This is a genomic window from Micromonospora sp. A202 (genome assembly GCF_006715105.1).
Classification (GTDB): domain Bacteria; phylum Actinomycetota; class Actinomycetes; order Mycobacteriales; family Micromonosporaceae; genus Micromonospora; species Micromonospora zamorensis.
The window spans coordinates 256,028-274,057 of sequence record NZ_VFMP01000001.1 but is presented as its reverse complement, the minus strand read 5'-3'; the positions used below and the strand labels follow the sequence as shown (position 1 = coordinate 274,057).

The window sequence follows — 18,030 nt, the reverse complement described above, 5'->3', positions numbered from 1 at the left end:
GTCAGGGACGTCAGGTGGCCGAACGGAACCGTCGCAGCCGCAGACTGTTGGCCACCACGAAGACCGAGGACAGCGCCATCGTGGCACCGGCGATCATCGGGTTGAGCAGCCCGGCGGCGGCCAACGGCAGGGCCGCCACGTTGTAGCCGAAGGCCCAGAACAGGTTGCCCCGGATGATGCCGAGCGTGCGTCGGGACAACCGGATCGCATCCACAGCGGCGTCCAGGTCACCCCGGACGAGAGTGAGGTCGGACGCCTCGATCGCCACGTCGGTGCCGGTGCCCATGGCCAGCCCGAGGTCGGCCTGGGCCAGCGCCGGGGCGTCGTTGACCCCGTCGCCGACCATCGCCACCGACCGCCCCTCGGCCTGGAGCCGCTTGACCACGTCGACCTTCCCGGCCGGCAGCACCTCGGCGATCACCTCGTCGATGCCCACCTCGGCGGCGACCGCCCGGGCCACTGTGGTGTTGTCCCCGGTCAGCAGGACCGGAGTGAGCCCCAGCGCGCGCAACCGGGCCACCGCCGCCCGACTGGTCGGCCGCACCACGTCGGCGACCGCGAGCACGCCCCGGGCCTGCCCGTCCCAGCCGGCGACGATCGCCGTACGACCGGCGGCCTCCGCGTCGCGCACGGCCCACTCGACCTCCGGCGGTACGTCGATGTCGTGCTCCCGCAGCAGCCGGGCCCGACCGACCAGCACGACAGTTCCGTCGACAGTGCCGGTCACGCCCAGCCCTTCGAGGTTGCGGAAGCCGGTCACCGGGGGCAGTGCGCCGGCCTCGGCGGCACCCGCGGCGACGGCACGGGCGATCGGGTGCTCGGAGGCGGCCTCCACCGCGCCGGCGAGCCGGAGCAGCTCGGCCCGGTCCTCCCCGCTCGCCGGCACCACGTCCACCAGCGTCATCCGGCCGGTCGTGACGGTGCCCGTCTTGTCCAGCACCACGGTGTCCACCCGGCGGGTCGACTCCAGGACCTCCGGCCCCTTGATGAGCACACCGAGCTGCGCGCCCCGGCCGGTGCCGACCAGCAGCGCGGTCGGCGTGGCCAGGCCCAGCGCGCACGGGCAGGCGATGATCAGGACGGCCACGGCCGCGGTGAACGCTGCGGTCGGGCCGGCTCCGGTGCCGAGCCACCAGCCGAGGGTGCCGACGGCCAGCGTGATGACGATCGGCACGAAGACGCCGGAGATCCGGTCCGCCAGCCGCTGCACGGCCGCCTTGCCGCTCTGCGCCTGCTCGACCAGATCGGCCATCCGGGCGAGCTGGGTGTCCGCGCCGACCCGGGTCGCGGTGACCACCAGTCGGCCGCCCGCGTTGATGGTGGCGCCGACCACGCCGTCGCCGGGGCCGACCTCGACCGGCACCGACTCACCGGTGAGCATGCTGGCGTCCACGGCGGAGGTGCCCTCGTCGACCACCCCGTCGGTGGCGATCTTCTCCCCGGGACGGACCACGAACCGGTCACCGACGACGAGCCGGTCCACCGGAATCAGGGTCTCCACCCCGTCCCGCAGCACCGCCACCTCCCTGGCCCCGAGTTCGAGCAGGGCGCGCAGGGCGGCACCGGCGGTCCGCTTGGAACGGGCCTCGAAATAGCGACCGGCCAGGATGAACACCGTCACCCCGGCGGCCGCCTCCAGGTAGATGTTGCCGGCGCCGTCGGTGCGGGTGATGTCGAAGCGGAACGGGTGCGTCATCCCCGGCATCCCGGCGTCGCCGAGGAAGAGTGCCCAGAGCGACCAGCCGAACGCGGCCAGGGTGCCGAGCGACACCAGCGTGTCCATGGTCGCCGCGCCGTGCCGCAGATTGGTCCAGGCGGCCCGGTGGAACGGCAGCCCACCCCAGACCACCACCGGGGCGGCCAGGGTCAACGACAGCCACTGCCAGTAGTCGAACTGCCAGGCCGGGACCATCGCCAGCAGGACCACCGGCACGCTCAGTGCCACCGACACCCAGAGCCGGGTACGCGGGCCCTTCAGCGGGTCCACCGACTGCTCTTCGGCCGGCGCGCTGGGCAGTGCGGCCGTGTAGCCGGTCTTCTGCACGGTCTCGATCAGGTCGTCCGGTGTGACGGCGTCGGCGTACCGGACGGTCGCCTTCTCGGTGGCGTAGTTGACTGTGGCACTCACGCCGTCCATCCGGTTGAGCTTCTTCTCGATCCGGGCGGCGCAGGCTGCGCACGTCATCCCGCCGATCGCCAACTCGATCTGGTTCGGCGCCTCGGGCAGTGGTCTGCTGCTGGTGGTGGTCATCGTCTGGTCCCGTCAGTTGTGCCCGTGCCCGGGGGTGCCGTGGTCGGCGCCCCCGGTCGGTGCGGGTCCGCTCGGGTCGCCCCCGGTGGGTGGGGCGTCGGCCGCTGGAGTGCCGGCCGCTGGGGTGCCGGCGACGACGGTGAACTCGGCGGTGTGCACCGCCCCGCCGTGCCGGAAGTCGAGGTAGAGCCGGTAGCTGCCAGCCGACGGCACCTCGGCGAGGAAGGTGACCGCGGGGCCGGGCTGGGTCCGCCCGTCGCCGGGAGCCCCGTCCGGGTGCACGTGCAGGTACGCCATGTCGCCCCGGCGCAGGGCCACCAGGTGCCCGTACGCGCCCAGGTAGGGCTCCAGGTCGGTGACCGGCTGCCCGCCCCGACTCACCGTCAGGGTCAGCGGTGAGGTGCGGCCAGGCTGCGGCGAGCCGGTCAGGGTGACCGTGTAGCCGTCGACGGTGGTGCTGGTCGAGGGGGCGGGCAGCGGCCGTTCGGTCAGCTCACCGGGGACGGTCACGTCCACCCCGAGGGTCAGCGCCTCGCCTCCGGTCGGGGTGAAGTCGGCGAACGCCCGCCACAGCCCGGGACCGGCCAGCGGGGTGTCGACCCGCCAGGTGCCGTCCGCTGCCAGCTCGGGGTGCACGTGACGGAAGCCGGAGAGGTCCCGCCGGGCGACGATCAGGTGCATCTGCTTGTCGTGCGCCACGTCGTACCGGGTCACCGGCTGACCGTCCGGCCCGGCGATCCGGAAGGCGAACTCGTCGGCCGGGGCGTCGACCGGTTGGAGGGTGTAGCCCCGGTCGGAGACGAGCAGGCCGCCGGGGAGCCGGTCGGTCGTCTCGTCGTGCTCGCCCGTCGCATGGGCGCCGTCGCCGTCGTGCTGGCCCTCGACCACCGGGGCGCGGTCGACGACCCGGCCGATCCCGTACGTCGTGCCGAAGACCGCCGCGAGGCCCACGGCGAACCCGGCCAGTCTCGTCACGGTGCGCATGCCCGCCCTCCGATCACGCGTCGACGAGGTCGTAGCCGGCCTCGTCGACGGCAGCCCGGACAACTGCCGGGTCGAGGGGCTGGTCGCTGCTGACGGTGACCCGACCGGCCGCGAGGTCGACCTGGACGTCCTGCACGCCCGGGATCGCGCCGACCTCGGCGCTCACCGCGCTGACGCAGTGCCCACAGGTCATTCCCTGCACCTGGTACGTCTTGTTGACCATTGGAACGCCTCCTTGAACGGATTACCCGTACCCGGTGGGGGTATCCCACCCGAAGACGACCGTACCATACCCCCCAGGGGTACGCTATCCTGGTTCGCATGACCGCACCCACCCCGATCCGCGGGTACACCGCCAGCAAGGACCAGCTGCTCACGCGGCTCCGCCGCGTCGAGGGGCAGGTCCGCGGCATCGAGAAGATGGTCGACGACGACCGCTACTGCATCGACGTGCTCACCCAGATCTCCGCCATCCAGGCCGCACTCGACAAGGTGGCGCTGGGGCTGCTCGACGGGCATGCCAGGCACTGCATGCACGAGGGGGCGGCCGAGGGCCGGGCCGACGAGATGGCCACCGAGATGATGGCGGCGGTCGGCCGGCTGATGAAGCGCGGCTGACGCCCCTCAGTCCGGCGCCGGGTCGAGACGGACGCGGCGCAGCAACTGCGCGTTGAGCGCCACCACGATGGTGGACGCGGACATCAGCACCGCTGCCACCGCCGGGCTCAACGCCACGCCGGCCCAGGCCAGCACACCCGCCGCCAGCGGCAGCGCCACCACGTTGTAGCCCGCCGCCCAGGCCAGGTTCTGTCGCATCTTCCGGTACGAGCCCCGGGACAACCGGACGACGGCACCCACCCCGCGCGGGTCCGAGGACGCCAGCACCACCCCGGCGGACTCGATCGCCACATCGGTGCCCGCGCCGATCGCGATACCGACGTCCGCTCGGGCCAACGCCGGAGCGTCGTTCACCCCGTCACCGACCATCGCCACGATCAACCCTCGCCGCTGCAGCTCCGCCACCCGGTCGTCCTTCTCCCCCGGCAGCACCTCGGCGAAGACCTCGTCGACACCGGGCCGGAAACCGACCTCGGCAGCGACCGCCTCGGCGACCGGTCGGGCGTCACCCGTGATCATGGCGATGGTTCGGACGCCCTCGGCACGCAGCTCGTCGACGGCCCGCCGGGCCTCCGGACGCACCTCGTCGGTCAACGCGAACGCGCCGAGCACGGTGTCCGGCAGCCGCACCAGATGCAGCACCGCAGCACCCCGCGCCGACCACCGCTCGTTCGCCGTCACCAGTTCCGTCGGGAGCGACAGGCCCAGTTCCCGCAGCAGCGCCGGCCCGCCCACCGCGTACTCCGTACCGTCGATCGTCGCCTGCACACCGCGGCCCGGCAGCGACCGGAACCCGGCGGCCGGGGCCGCGTGTCCGGCCGCCGCCACGATCGCCCGGGCCAACGGATGTTCACTGTCCGACTCGACACCCGCCGCGATCCGCAGCACCTCGTCCCGCCCGATGCCCGGCACCGTCACCACGTCGGTGACCGCGTGCTCGCCCCGGGTCAGCGTGCCGGTCTTGTCGAAGAGAACCGCGCCGACCGTCCGCATCCGCTCCAACGCCAACCGGTCCTTGACCAGGATTCCGGACCGCGCGGCCAACGCGGTGGAGAGCGCGACGACCAGGGGGATGGCCAGACCCAGTGCGTGCGGGCAGGCGATCACCAGGACGGTGACCGCACGCACCACCGCCTCGTCGGGCTGACCGAGCGCGGTCCAGACCAGCACGGTCAGCACGGCGGTGCCGGTGGCCACGTAGAACAGCGCCGCGGCGAAACGGTCGGCCAGCAGTTGGGTCCGCCCACCGGAAGCCTGGGCCTGCGCGACCATGCGCTGGATGCCGGCGAGTGCGGTCTGCTCACCCAGCGCCTCCACACCGACCCGGATCGCCGAGTCGGTGGCGACGGTGCCGGCCACCACCCGATCACCCGTCGACCGGGCGACCGGCCGCGACTCCCCGGTGATCATCGATTCATCCAGCTCGGCGCCGCCATCGATGATCCGCCCGTCGGCCGGCACCCGCCCGCCCGGGCGGACCAGCACCACGTCACCGACCCGCAGACCGGTCACCGGCACCGCCTCGACCCGGCCATCCGCCGCCACCCGCTCGGCCTCGTCCGGTAGCAGCGCGGCCAGCGCCACGAGCGCTCCCCGGGCCTGCCCGATGGCCTTCATCTCCTGCCAGTGCCCGAGCAGCATGATGGTGACCAGCGCGGCCAACTCCCACCAGAAGTCCAGGTCGAAGACGCCCAGGCTGGTCGCCAGGGACGCGGTGTACGCCACGGTGATCGCCATCGCGACCAGCAGCATCATCCCGGGCGCCCGGTCCCGCACCTCCCGGACCGCACCGATCAGGAACAGCCAGCCGCCCCACCAGAACACCGCCGAGCCGAGCACCGGACCCACCCAGGAGCGGCCGGGAACGTCCCAGCTCAGACCCAGCTGGTCCCAGACCAGGTGGCTGGCCAGGACCACCGGGATGGTGAGCGCCAGGCAGGCCCAGAAGCGACGACGGAACATCGCCGGATCGTGCCCGGCGTGCTTGTCGTGCCCGGCGTGCTTGTCGTGCCCGGCGTGCTTGTCGTGCCCCGCTTGCTGCGGGGGCGCGGCCGGGGTGGCGTGCCGCTCATGGCCGGGATCGGGCGGTGATTGAGCGGGCATGTCTCCAACATGCCTGGCCGGGGACCGGCACGCGAGCGGTTCAGCGGCGACACTCCGTCACGACCTGCGTCCCCGGACCGGGCTGGTTAGCATTCCCCACGATGACCCCCCGCATGCCGCTGCACGAACGGGCACCGGCGCCGCCACCCGGTGGCGTCGCTCCTGGCCGCCCGGGCCGGGCACTGACCATCCGTGATCGGGTGGTCGCCGGTCAGCGATCCGCCGCGTCTCCCGCCGCGATTCCGCAGTGCGGATGAACCGACCGGCCCACTGACACGTACCCCGCACCGGATCGTTGGGAGTCTCGCCTTGGGTTCCGACCACACCCGCCCCGCTCCGTCCGCCCCGCCCCGGGTCCGGCGGATCCTCATCATGACGGTGGTGCCCCTCTTCGTCGCCACCGTGCTCGCAGCACTGCTGCTCTGGCCGCGCGGTGGGGCATCGGAGACCGACGGCGGGGCGGATGTGCCGCGCTTCCCCGGCACGGTGACCCGGGTGGTGACCGAACCATGCCCGCCGACGCCGTCGAGCCCGGAGGGCACACCACGCGTCGGCGGCGGCCCGTGCGGCACTGTCGACGTCCGGGTGGACGACGGGCCGTCCGCCGGCCAGCAGGTGCAGACACCGGTGCCCGACGGGCCGGGCGCACCCCGGGTCGCGGTCGGCGACGAGGTCATCCTGGTCGAGCTGACCGATCCCACCGATCCCAGCACCAGCAACTGGAACATCGCCGAGCACCAGCGCGGCACCCCGATGCTGTGGTTGGCGGTGGTCTTCGCCGCGGCGATCGTCGCGTTCGGTCGGTGGCGGGGTCTGGCCGCGCTCGCCGGGTTGGCGGCCAGCTTCGCCATCCTGCTCACCTTCGTGCTGCCGGGCATCGGCGCCGGCAAGTCACCTCTGCTGGTGGCGGTGGTGGGTGCCGCCCTGATCATGTTCGTGGTGCTCTACCTGACGCACGGGGTCACCGCACAGACCTCGGTCGCGGTGCTCGGCACCCTGGGCAGCCTGGTGCTGACCGGCGTGCTCGCCACCATCGCGACGGCGGCAACCCACCTCACCGGCTTCGGCAGCGAGGACGCCACCACGCTGTCGATGTTCCAGGGCGACGTGGACCTGCACGGTCTGCTGCTCGCCGGAATCATCATCGGCTCGCTCGGGGTGCTCGACGACGTGACGGTCACCCAGGCGGCCACCGTCACCGAGTTGGCGCACGCCAACCCCGGCCTGACCCGGTTGCAGCTCTACCGCGCCGCGACCCGCGTCGGCCGCGCGCACATCGCCTCCACTGTCAACACCATCGTGCTGGCGTACGCGGGCGCGTCGCTGCCCCTGCTGCTCCTGCTCACCGCCGACGCGCGGCCGATCGGGCAGATCCTCACCAGCGAGTTCCTCGCGCAGGAGATCGTCCGCAGCGCTGTCGCCACCCTCGGCCTGATCGCCGCCGTGCCACTGACAACCGGGCTGGCCGCAGTGGTGACCGCGGCCGGGCGTGCGGACGCCACACCGTCCACCGACGCTTCCGCCCCGCGACCTCAGCCGGACCGGGCGGAGGCACTGGCCGCACTCATCTCACCGCGAGCGGGTCGCCCCGACGAGCCGGATCCGACGCGGACCCCACCCCCATCCACCGCCACCGACGGGTGGCCGGAGTCGAACAGGAGCACGGATACGGCATGGTGACACTCCTCAGCGTGACCAGATCGGGCGTCCACCCTGAGAACCACGTCACTGGTCACTCAACGCTATGGCGAAATGACGCTTTTGGTCGGCATCCAGGCGTAGCTCACACGGCCGACTCTCGGGTAACCTCGCTGCCGGTTACCGATGAAGGCGCGAAGCGGCGCCTGCGGTGCCACCGCCCAATCGCCAACCGGCGAATCGGGGACCCAGGTACGTGGGGTGAATCCGCGTCAGCGGTAGGGGCCACTTCCGCCCCGAACCCGTCAGCTAACCCGGTCGGCGGTCGACGGAAGGGAACATTGTGACGGCACCCCTACGCCGCTGGTTGACACCCGTGGTGGCCGTGATCGCCGCATTGACCGTGCTCGCCGGGCCCCTCCCGGCCCACGCCGCCCCGACGACCCCCACACCGTCCGGGCACGAGGAGGACGGCGAGCCGCAACTGCTGACCGACGTCATCGAGCAGGCCAACCGCGACTACTCCGCCGCCAAGTCCCAACTGGACAAGTCCAAGAAGCGGCAGTTGGAACTTGCGCTGGAGGTCGACCGGGCAAAGGCCGACCTGGACGCGCTGACCCCACAGGTCGGGCTGATCGCCGCCCAGTCGTACCGGACCGGCCGGATCGGCGCGCTCGCGATGCTGCTGGAGAGCAAGGCCCCCGACGCCTTCGTCCAGCGTGCCGCGGTGCTCGACGAGATGAACATGGTCAACGAGAAGAAGCTCGCCGAGGTCAACACGGCGAAGGCCCGCGCCGAGCAGGCCAAGCTGGCCCTCGACGCGGAGGTCCGCGAGCAGCAGAAGCAGACCGCCCTGATGGCGAAGCGGAAGAGCGAGGCGGACAAGGCGCTCTCCCTCGTCGGCGGCAAGGGCTTCACCGGCGGCCTGGTGGACGCCACCTCGAAGGTGGCCAAGATCGGCCCGGGTCGCACCGCCGACGGTGACTGGAAGCCGCAGTCGTGCAGCGAGAACGACCCGACCACGTCCGGTTGCGTCACGCCCCGCACCCTGCACGCGTACAAGGAGGTCAAGGCGGCCGGCTACAACCGGTTTGTCGGCTGCTACCGATCCGGTGGGCCGTGGGAGCATCCGAAGGGCCGCGCCTGCGACTGGTCGCTGCAGAAGAGCGGCTTCGCCCCGTGGCACAACGATGACACCCGGAGGTACGGCAACAACGTCGCCGCCTTCCTCATCCGTAACGCCGACCGGCTGGGCATCTACTACGTGATCTGGAACCGGCAGATCTGGTTCCCGGCGACCGGCTGGAGTTCGTACAGCGGGCCGTCGAACCACACCGACCACGTCCACATGTCGCTGCTCTGACCCGCTGAACCCTCGCCGAGGGCCGTTCCGCGTCGCGCGGGGCGGCCCTCGTCGCGTCAGCGTCAGGCGGCGGCGGGCGCGGCCGGGTCGAGGGGCCCGGCCTCCTCGCCGAGCGTCGCGAAGCAGGCCGGCACGGCGGCCACCGGGCTGACCGCTCCGGCGGCGAGCCGGTACGACACACCCACCACCGCGCACCGCCCCTGCGCCACCTCGTCGGCCAGCACCGGCGACTGCCCGAGCAGCGTCTCGACCGTCTGTGCGATGTGGATGTCGACGATGCCGTCGATGTCCTGCACACCCTCGGTCTCGGCCCGGCGCAGGCTGGGCAGCACCGCGTCGACCACCGCCCGCAGGTGCCCCTGGGGTTGGGTGCCGGTCGTGGCGACCTCCCGGGCCGCCTGTACCGCACCGCACGAGTCGTGCCCGAGCACCACCACCAGCGGGGTGCCCAGCACGGTCACCGCGTACTCCACGCTGCCGAGCACCTCGGGGCCGGCGGTGTGGCCGGCGGTGCGGACCACGAACAGGTCGCCCAGCCCGCGGTCGAAGATGATCTCAGCGGCCAGGCGGGAGTCGGAGCAGCCGACGATCACCGCGAACGGGTGCTGCCCGTCGGCCACCGCGGCCCGGTGCCCGGCGTCCTGGTTGGGGTGGCGGGGGGCGCCGCCGACGAAGCGCCGGTTGCCGGCGATCAACTCGGCGTACGCGCGGGCCGGCTCGCTCGGCGCCGGGGCGCGGTCGGTGGTCCGCTGCGGGCCCGGCTGTCCGCCGGGCGTTCCGGAATGACTCATCCCCGCACCTCGTCTCGACGCATCTGACCTGGTCAACCGGCTCTTGAGCCGGGCCGGCGGCGGGCGCTGGCTCGGCTTTTACGGTCACACGCACCGTAAGATGCGTCAAGGTATACGTGATATGGATTTCATACGTTGACTTCAGCCCGCCCCTGGGTAACGCACCCCGGGCAGGGCCGACCAGACTCCCCGAGGGCAGGGTCGGCATCCGGAGAGGCGGTCACACGATGACGAAGACGGCGGCGGGCGACACCGGTGGTGGGCGGAACTGGACATTCCTCACCAACCACGGGCACGTTCTGCTGGCCATCGCCCGCGACCCCACCGCCCGGTTGCGGGATGTCGCCGCCGAGGTCGGCGTGACCGAACGTGCCGCGCAGGCGATCGTCGCCGACCTGGAGGCGGGCGGATACCTGCACCGCACCCGCGTCGGGCGGCGCAACGAGTACACCCTCAACCCGTCCGGCCGGTTCCGTCATCCCGCCGAGGCCGACCGCCAGGTCGGTGCCCTGCTCGCGCTGTTCGCCGATCCGTCCACCGCGGAGGTCGGCCCCCAGGCCTGACCCTCGGTCGCCGGGCCGCTGCCCGACCGGGCACAGCGGTAATCTCTGCGGGTGCGCGAATGCCCGCCGTTGAGCACGACCACCCTGTCCCGTCGTCCCGTCACAGCGGTCCTCAGTGGAACGCTGGCGGCTCTGCTCGGCGCCGGCCTGGTGGCACCCACCCCGGCAGCCGCCGCAGCGCTCTCCTGCGGCCCGGCCAGCGAGGAGAGCCTGACGGAGACGCCATGGGCGTTGCGCCGGCTTGAGCCGTCCTCGGCGTGGCCACTGTCCCGGGGTGCCGGCGTCACGGTGGCGGTTATCGACTCCGGGGTCTCCGCGACCCATCCGCTGCTCAACGGTCAGGTGCTCGAAGGCCGCGACTTCAACGATCTGCCGGCCAACCAGGGCCAGTGCGACCTGGTCGGGCACGGCACGATGATCGCCGGCATCATCGCCGGCCGGGAGGGCACGGGCGTCCCGTTCAGCGGCATCGCCCCGGGTGCCCGCATCCTCCCCGTCCGGGTCCTGCCGGACCTCAAGGACACCAACGACCCCGACCTCCCCGGGCAGATCGCCGCGGCCATCGACTGGGCGGTCGAGCAGGGCGCCGACGTCATCAACCTGTCCCTGACCACCGTTCCCGGACCCGAGCTGACAGCCGCCGTCGAGCGTGCCCTGGCCAAGCGGGTGGTGCTGGTCGCCGCCGCCGGCAACCGGCAGGAGGGCCAGCAGGACAGACCGGGTTACCCGGCCGCGTACCCAGGGGTGATCGCCGTCGGTGGGGTGGACGAGCAGGGCGGTCACGTGGGCAGCTCGATCAGCGGCGACTACGTCGACATCGCCGCACCGGGGTTGAACATCATCGGGCCGGCACCGCAGGGAGCCGGCTACCGCGGCGAGCCGAACGGCGGCACCAGCTACGCCGCCGCGTACGTCTCGGGGGCCGCCGCGCTGGTCCGGGCCGCATACCCGGACCTCAGTCCACAACAGATCGCCGAACGGCTGGAACGCACTGCCGACAACCCACCGGAAGGCCACAACGCCGACATCGGCTACGGCATGGTGAACCCATACCGTGCGGTGTCGAGCCTGCTGGGCACCCGGACGAACCCGCCCGCCGGCGCCCTCCCGATGCCCCCGGCGCAGGACGACCCGCTGGGCTGGCAACGCCCCGCCGCGATCTGGGCGGCGGCGGTCGGTGGCCTGCTCACCGTGCTGCTGCTGATCGCGCGACCGATCGTCACCCGTGGTCGCCGACGGGGCTGGCGCCCGGGCCGGCGCACCGACTCAGCGGCCGCCGGCTGACCGGCGCCGCCGCACCGAGGCCAGACACAGTGCGGCTCCGGCCCGGATCAACCGGACCGGAGCCACCCCGCCGAATGCCTCAGCCCCACACCTTCGAGTTGCTCATCTCGGTGGTGAGGTAGTTTTCCCGGGCGATGCCGACGGCGCCGCCGATCTCGTTCAGGATGCGGTTGATGTCCTGGACCGCCGCGTCCCACTTGGCCTGGTGCTGCTCGTAGGCAACCCGGTCCTCGCCGTCCCAGTGGAGCTTGGTCAGCATCGACCGCAGCGTGTCGAGCTTCTCCTCGAGGGTCTTCGAGATGGCCTGCATCTGCTGGTTGCTGCTCTCGAGGACCGCATAGTCAACTTTGATCGTCACGATTTCCTCCTCTGCTGGCTGCGGATCACGGGTTGAGAGCAGAGTGGAACTTGTCCAGCATCTGCTGCTGCTCTTCGTCGTTGACCTGGTGCGTCGTACCCGACTTGTCGAGCAGATCGGCGATGTTGTCCATCGCCGTCAGCAGCTTGCTCGTGTCTTCGCTCCAGCGCGTCATCAGCGACTGGAAGCCCGTGGACGCCTGGCCCTTCCATGCCATCGCCAGGTCGTCGACTACGTTCCAGAGCTTCTTCAGCTCGCCGTCAACCTCGCTGCGCGTGGACCGCACGTCACTCGCGGCGGTATGCAGAGTCGCTGCTTCGACCTCGAACGCCATGCCTCACACCCTTCCGTCATGTTGTGGTGGCGGACTCGCCGCACCCCTCCCCCGCGGCAAGGCAGCAACACCCCACCGACGGACACTCCAGTGAAGACCGTAGCGGAAGCGGACCAGCCCTCGCAGCCCTGACCGGCGACGTCCGATGGATGGTGGTGAATCGGACCTGAGCGGCCGATCACCTCGCACCGGATGGCGGACACCGGTCAGGACGGCTCCGCCCAGGCGGTCTGGATCAGTTGCTGGCCATCACGCCGTCGGACGAGGGTGCCGCGACCAGGCGGCTGCGGGCTCGGCCGCAACGTCCCGAAGACCGCGCCCTCCTCCCGGTTGCCGGACATCAGAAGGCCCGGTGAGTCCAGTTCGCGCAACCGTTGCAGCACCGGCTCGTAGAGCGCCCGGGACACCCCGCCGACCCGACGTGTGATGACCAGGTGCAGACCGATGTCGCGTGCCTGCGGCAGCAGCTCCTGCAGGGCGCTGAGCGGATTGCTGCCACCGGAGGCGACCAGGTCGTAGTCGTCCACCAGGATGTACAGGTCGGGGCCCTTCCACCAACTGCGGTCGCGCAGCTGGGCGGTGGTCACGTCCGGGCCGGGCAGCCGGTTGGACAACGCGCTGCGGATCGAGCCGAGGCCCTGCGCGAACGCCTGGTTCGACGGGGCGTAGTCCAGCAGGTGATCACCCTCGACCGCGCCCAGCAGACCACGCCGGTAGTCGGCGATCACCAGGCGGGCCTGCGCCGGCGTGTACCGCTCGGTGATGCCCCGGGCGATCAACCGCAGCAGGTTGGTCTTGCCGCACTCCGCGTCGCCGAAGACCGTCAGGTGCGGCTCGTTGACCAGGTCCAGGTAGACCGGCGCGAGTGCCGACTCGTTGACACCGATCGGCAGGCCGGGTGCCGACCGGTCGATGAGCCGGGCCAGCTCGGCCACCGGAAGCGTGCGCGGCAGCAGCCGCACCTTCGGCGCCGGACGCCCCGGCCAGTTGGCCGCCACGTGCCCCGCCAGGGACAGCGACGCCTCACTCAGGTCGTCGATGTCGCGACGACCGTCGATGCGCGAGATGGCAGTGAGGAAGTGCAGCTTGTCGCGCGTCAGACCGCGACCGGGTGACTTCTCCGGCACGTTCGTCGCCGCCCGACGATCAATCTCGGACTCCGACGCGTCACCGAGGCGCAGCTCCAGCTTGGTGCCGAGCAGATCCCGCATGTTGATCCGGATCTCGGCCCAGCGCACCGCCGTGAGCACCACGTGCACGCCGAAACCGAGACCCCGGTTGGCCAGCGTGGTGATCGTCTGCTCCAGCTCCTCGTACTCCTGGCGCAGCGTGTTCCAGCCGTCCACCACAAGGAACACGTCGCCGAACGGGTCGTCCGCGAACTCACCGGCGGCCCGGCGACGACGGTAGCTGGCCACCGAGTCGATGCCGTGCTGGGCGAAACGCGTCTCCCGGTCGTCCAGGACGGCCACCACCTCGGCCACCGTCCGGCGGACCGCCTCGACGTCCCGACGACCGGCCACCCCCGCCATGTGCGGCAACCGGTCGAGACTGCGCAGCGCGCCCCCACCGAAGTCCAGGCAGAAGAACTGCACCTCACGCGGCGTGTGGGTGAGTGCCAACGAGGCAAGCAGCGTACGCAGCATGGTGCTCTTGCCACTCAGTGAGCGGCCGACGATGACCACGTTGCCGCCGGCACCGGCCAGCTCGACCATCATCGGGTCACGGCGCTGCTCGTACGGGCGGTCCACCACCCCGACCGGTACGGTCAGCCGCCCCCGCCCGGGCCAGGACGCCGTGCACAGCCCGTAGGTCGGGTCGACCGCCAGCGCGCCGAGCAGCTCGCCGAGGCCCGGCGGATCGGCCAGCGGCGGCAGCCACACCTGGTGGGCGGGACGCCCTCGACCCTTGAGCTGGTCGATCAGCACGTCGAGCATCGCCACGGCCTTGCCGTCGGCCGGTTGCTCCGGCTCGGGCGTGGTGGTCACCGGCACCTGCGGGACCTGGGCCGGAACGAAGTCGAGGCCGTACGGCACGATCCGCCGCTGCACCAGCGCCTGCGACGCGGAGGCCTGCTGCCCCGGCGCCCGGTACGCCCCCGACACGTACGCGGCCCGGAACCGCAGCATCGTGCTGGTGTCGGTCTTCAAATAACCGTGACCGGGTGCGTTCGGCAGCTCGTACGCGTCCGGGACACCGAGCACGATCCGGCTCTCCACAGCGGAGAAGGTACGCAGACCGATCCGGTACGACAGGTGCGTGTCCAGACCGCGGAGCTTGCCCTCTTCGAGTCGCTGGCTGGCCAGCAGCAGATGCACGCCGAGCGACCGGCCCAGTCGGCCGATCATCACGAACAGGTCGATGAAGTCGGGCTTGGCGGCGAGCAGCTCGCTGAACTCGTCACAGATGATCAACAGGCTGGGCATCGGGGCGAGCGGCTCGCCGGCCGAGCGGGCCTTCTCGTACTCGAAGCGGGAGACGTAGTTGCCGGCCGCCCGCAGCAGCTCCTGCCGGCGCACCATCTCACCGGCGAGCGCGTCGCGCATCCGGTCGACCAGCGGCAGCTCGTCGGCCAGGTTGGTGATGACCGCGCTGGTGTGCGGCAGCGCCTCCAACGAGGCGAACGTCGCACCGCCCTTGAAGTCCACCAGGACGAAGTTCAGCTCCTCCGACGAGTGGGTCACCGCCAACGCGGCCACCACCGTCCGGAGCAGCTCGCTCTTGCCCGACCCGGTCGCACCGATCACCAGACCGTGGGGGCCCATGCCCTCGTGCGCCGACTCCTTGAAGTCGAGCTCGACCACGTTGCCGTCCGGGCCGACACCGAGCGGGATGCGCAGCCGGTCCCGGTGACCCCGCGGACGCCAGGTGTTCTGGACGTCCACCGTCGCGGCGTCACCCACACCGAGCAGGTCCGGCAGCTCCATGCTGCGGGCCAGCGGCTCGTCGCTGCTGGTCTGCTGCTGGGAGAGCCGGTACGGGGCGATCTGCCGGGCCAGCCCCTCGGCGGCCTCGGCGCTGAGCTGGTCAGGTCGACCCAGCGGCGACGACGAGCTGCCCCGGACCAGGTCGAGGGAGCTTCCGTCAGCCACGTCGAGGCAGAGCAGCCAGCGGCCCGCGTCGCGCGGCACCGTCCCGGAAAGGTCGATCACTGTGGTGCCGAGCAACCCTGGCCCCACCAGTTGGCAGGTCGGCGAGACCTCCCCGCCGTCGATGACCACGACCAGGTGCGCGGCGGTGGTCAGCGGCTTGGCCTCGGGGGCGAATCGGGGTCGCCCCGCCAGCTCACCGGCGAGCGCGGCCTCGGCCTCGGCCAGGCTGGCGAAGACCAACCGGCGCGCGCCGGCGGCGTCCGTACGGGCGCTGTGGTGGGCGTGTGGCAGCCACTTGACCCAGCCCCAGGACGACTGTCGGTCCGGAGCGGCGACCACCGCGACCACCAGGTCGTCCGGTGCGTGGAAGGTGGCCAGCTGCCCGAGCGCCGCCCGGGTCAGGTTGAGCACGGGCTCGCGGTCGCCACGCAGCGCCACCCGGCTGAACGCGCGCACCGACAGGGCGGTCGGCAGCTCGGGCACTGTCGAGTGCGCGCGCACGAACCGGCGGAGCGCGATGGCGCTCATGGGCTCCAGGTCCTCCACCGGCTTCGTCTCCGGCGGGACGATCTCCACGGCCAGCCGCTGCGGGCCGAGGGCGATGCGGGTCTCGCCGAAGTCGTCCTCGGTGATCCGCCGCTCCCAGAGGCGGCGGGACGCCGCGATCGACCAGAGCGCGTCGGGCTCCGGGTGCCGCCAGGCCATCGCGGCCCGCTGCTGCTCAGCGGCCCGCCGGGTGCGCTTGCGCATCTGGGCCAGGTAGCGCATGTAGTCGCGGCGGTCGGCGTTCAACTCGGCCTTGTCCTTGCCACCGCTGTTGGCGAGTGAACCGATCGCCATGCCGAGCATCGAGACGCCGAAGAGACCACCGGCGACGTACGTCATCATGCCGCCGCCCTTGCCGGCGTAGAGGAAGGCCATCGCACCGACCCCGCAGAACATCGGCAGGATCATGAGCAGCTGCCCCATGCCGCGGGGCGTCGGCTCCGGCAGCTCGGGAGGCGACTCCAGCAGCACCTCGCCGCGCGGTAGGGCGGGCCCCGGCTGACGCGGGAGCCTGCGGAACACGACAGTGCTCACGGCTGTCTCCTCCCCAGAAGCGGCCCTGATGACGTGCCGCCGCGGACCGGAGCCCGCGGGTGGGCATCGTACGTGCCCGCCATCGTAGGTAATCTGCCGTGGGCGCGGTGGACCCGGACGCAGCATCGCGGCCAGCCGATCACAGACGCACACCTGGAGGCCACTGTGGCGACGAACACGGCGACCGGTGGTCTGAGCCGGATCACCATCGTGGCTCCGCGTACCCGGATGGACCTGGCGCTGCCGTCAGACGTCCCGATGGCGGACCTGCTTCCCACCCTGCTGCGCTACGCGGGTGAGGACATGGCCGACGAGGGCGCGCGGCACGGTGGCTGGGCACTGTCCAGACTGGGCGGTGCGCCGCTGGACGGTGGGCGTACGGCTGCGCAGCTCAGTGTCCGTGACGGTGAAGTGCTCTACTTCAATCCCCGGTCCGCGGCCGCTCCGGAGATCGTCTTCGACGACGTGGTGGATGCGGTCGCCACCGCGACCAACCAACGCCCCGGTGCCTGGCAGGTCGGTGCGACCCGGTCCTTCGCGGTGGTCTTCGCGGCGGCGGCGCTCGGCGCCGGTGCGTTGGCCGCGCTCTTCGCCGGCCCGCCGCACCTGCCCGGCGCGGTGGCCGCCCTGCTGGTCGCGGTGGCGTTGCTGGTGGGTGCGGCGGTGCTGTCCAGGGCCGTCGGCGACAGTCAGACCGGCGCGGTTCTGGCCATCGTCGGCCTGGTGCACGCCGCCACCGGCGGTCTGCTGCTGCTCGCCGGTGATCGGCCGCTGACCGAGCTGGCCAGCCCGCACGTGCTGCTGGCGGCGACCGCCGCGGTGGTCGCCGGGGCGGTGGCCGTGATGGCGGTCGGTGACCGGTACCCCCTCTTCTTCGCCGCGATCGGGGTGGGGGCCGCGACCGGCCTGGGCGCACTGCTCTGCCTGGTCTTCGGCCTGGACGCGCCGGCGGCCGCGGCGGTGGTGGCCGCTGTGGCGTTCGGCGTCGTGCCGGCGCTGCCGATGATGGCCTACCGGCTGGCGAGACTGCCGGTGCCGTCGATCCCGACCGGCCCGGAGGACCTGAAGACCGACACCGAGTCGGTGGACGGCCGGCAGGTGCTGCAGCGCAGCGAACGCGCCGACCAGTTCATGACCGGTCTGCTGTGGACGGTGTCGCTGCTGGTGCTGGGCGCGCAGTTCGTGCTGGCCCTCGACGGACGCCTGCCGGCGGTGCTGCTGTGCCTGGTGCTGGCCCTGCTGTCGCTGCTGCGGGCCCGGCCGCTCCTGGGCCGCGCGCAGCGCACCCCGGTGCTGCTGGCGGGCACCGTCGGGCTGGGCCTGGCCGCTGCGGCCACCTTCGCCGACGGGTCGCTGTCGGTCCGACTCGGTCTGATCCTCGGCGGGCTGGTGCTGGCCGCCGTGGTCAGCCTGATCTACGGTCTGAGCGTCGCCGGCAAGCGCATCTCGCCGGTCTGGGGCCGCCTTCTCGACATCGCCGAGATCCTGCTGATCATCGCGCTGGTCCCGCTCGCCTTCTGGGTGTGCGGCCTCTACGGCTGGATCGTCAACCTCCGGCCCTGACCGCCCGC

At 72.0% G+C, this 18,030-nt stretch carries 14 protein-coding genes and 1 riboswitch; of the genes, 6 read left to right on the top strand and 8 right to left on the bottom strand.

Translation table 11 applies throughout. The features are described 5' to 3' along the window. Positions 1-10 precede the first annotated feature (10 nt). From FBZ33_RS01290 to FBZ33_RS01280, 3 genes are read right to left on the bottom strand one after another with little or no spacing between them, the layout of a single operon-like run. Complete coding sequence (locus tag FBZ33_RS01290) at positions 11-2,251, bottom strand: cation-translocating P-type ATPase (RefSeq protein WP_141907713.1); 2,241 nt, start codon at positions 2,249-2,251, stop codon at positions 11-13. Between the two features lie 12 nt (positions 2,252-2,263). Next, on the bottom strand, positions 2,264-3,235 hold the full coding sequence (locus FBZ33_RS01285) for a hypothetical protein (RefSeq protein WP_141907712.1): 972 nt from the start codon (positions 3,233-3,235) through the stop codon (positions 2,264-2,266). Positions 3,236-3,248: 13 nt separating this feature from the next. Continuing rightward, entirely contained in the window at positions 3,249-3,458 is a 210-nt protein-coding gene (locus FBZ33_RS01280; RefSeq protein ID WP_141907711.1) for a heavy-metal-associated domain-containing protein, read from the bottom strand. Between the two features lie 98 nt (positions 3,459-3,556). On the opposite strand from FBZ33_RS01280, the gene FBZ33_RS01275 reads away from it, so the two are divergent. Then, entirely contained in the window at positions 3,557-3,853 is a 297-nt protein-coding gene (locus FBZ33_RS01275; RefSeq protein WP_088951268.1) for a metal-sensitive transcriptional regulator, read from the top strand. 6 nt (positions 3,854-3,859) lie between these two features. Here FBZ33_RS01275 and FBZ33_RS01270 read toward each other — a convergent pair whose 3' ends face one another. Next, positions 3,860-5,956, bottom strand: a complete 2,097-nt coding sequence (locus tag FBZ33_RS01270; RefSeq protein ID WP_141907710.1) for a copper-translocating P-type ATPase — start codon at positions 5,954-5,956, stop codon at positions 3,860-3,862. Between the two features lie 309 nt (positions 5,957-6,265). On the opposite strand from FBZ33_RS01270, the gene FBZ33_RS01265 reads away from it, so the two are divergent. Together FBZ33_RS01265 and FBZ33_RS01260 are read left to right on the top strand one after the other, a co-directional pair. Further along, positions 6,266-7,636 carry a YibE/F family protein gene (locus FBZ33_RS01265; protein ID WP_141907709.1) on the top strand — a complete coding sequence of 457 codons (1,371 nt, stop codon included), beginning with the start codon at positions 6,266-6,268 and terminating at the stop codon, positions 7,634-7,636. A gap of 166 nt (positions 7,637-7,802) precedes the next feature. Further along, positions 7,803-7,933, top strand: a riboswitch (cyclic di-AMP (ydaO/yuaA leader). Positions 7,934-7,937: 4 nt separating this feature from the next. Beyond that, positions 7,938-8,957, top strand: a complete 1,020-nt coding sequence (locus tag FBZ33_RS01260; protein ID WP_088951265.1) for a hypothetical protein — start codon at positions 7,938-7,940, stop codon at positions 8,955-8,957. 62 nt (positions 8,958-9,019) lie between these two features. Here the strand turns inward: FBZ33_RS01260 and FBZ33_RS01255 are convergent, their stop codons facing one another. Beyond that, a complete protein-coding gene (locus FBZ33_RS01255; protein WP_141907708.1) occupies positions 9,020-9,748 on the bottom strand; it encodes a carbonic anhydrase in 729 nt (242 codons plus the stop codon). Between the two features lie 227 nt (positions 9,749-9,975). Between FBZ33_RS01255 and FBZ33_RS01250 the strand changes: the two genes are divergently transcribed. Further along, positions 9,976-10,311 carry a MarR family winged helix-turn-helix transcriptional regulator gene (locus tag FBZ33_RS01250; protein ID WP_088951263.1) on the top strand — a complete coding sequence of 112 codons (336 nt, stop codon included), beginning with the start codon at positions 9,976-9,978 and terminating at the stop codon, positions 10,309-10,311. Positions 10,312-10,362: 51 nt separating this feature from the next. Next, entirely contained in the window at positions 10,363-11,595 is a 1,233-nt protein-coding gene (gene mycP, locus FBZ33_RS01245; protein WP_255508677.1) for a type VII secretion-associated serine protease mycosin, read from the top strand. A 79-nt stretch (positions 11,596-11,674) separates the two neighbouring features. Here mycP and FBZ33_RS01240 read toward each other — a convergent pair whose 3' ends face one another. The 3 genes from FBZ33_RS01240 to eccCa form a co-directional block, all read right to left on the bottom strand. Then, positions 11,675-11,953, bottom strand: a complete 279-nt coding sequence (locus tag FBZ33_RS01240; protein ID WP_088951261.1) for a WXG100 family type VII secretion target — start codon at positions 11,951-11,953, stop codon at positions 11,675-11,677. 25 nt (positions 11,954-11,978) lie between these two features. Next, positions 11,979-12,287 (bottom strand): WXG100 family type VII secretion target, encoded by a 309-nt coding sequence (locus FBZ33_RS01235; RefSeq protein WP_088951260.1) that lies wholly within the window; start codon positions 12,285-12,287, stop codon positions 11,979-11,981. 206 nt (positions 12,288-12,493) lie between these two features. Then, complete coding sequence (eccCa, locus tag FBZ33_RS01230) at positions 12,494-16,459, bottom strand: type VII secretion protein EccCa (protein WP_141907707.1); 3,966 nt, start codon at positions 16,457-16,459, stop codon at positions 12,494-12,496. Positions 16,460-16,624: 165 nt separating this feature from the next. Here eccCa and eccD point away from each other — a divergent pair, with 165 nt between their 5' ends. Then, positions 16,625-18,022, top strand: coding sequence for a type VII secretion integral membrane protein EccD (eccD, locus tag FBZ33_RS01225; protein WP_141907706.1), 1,398 nt, complete (start codon positions 16,625-16,627; stop codon positions 18,020-18,022). Positions 18,023-18,030 lie beyond the last annotated feature (8 nt).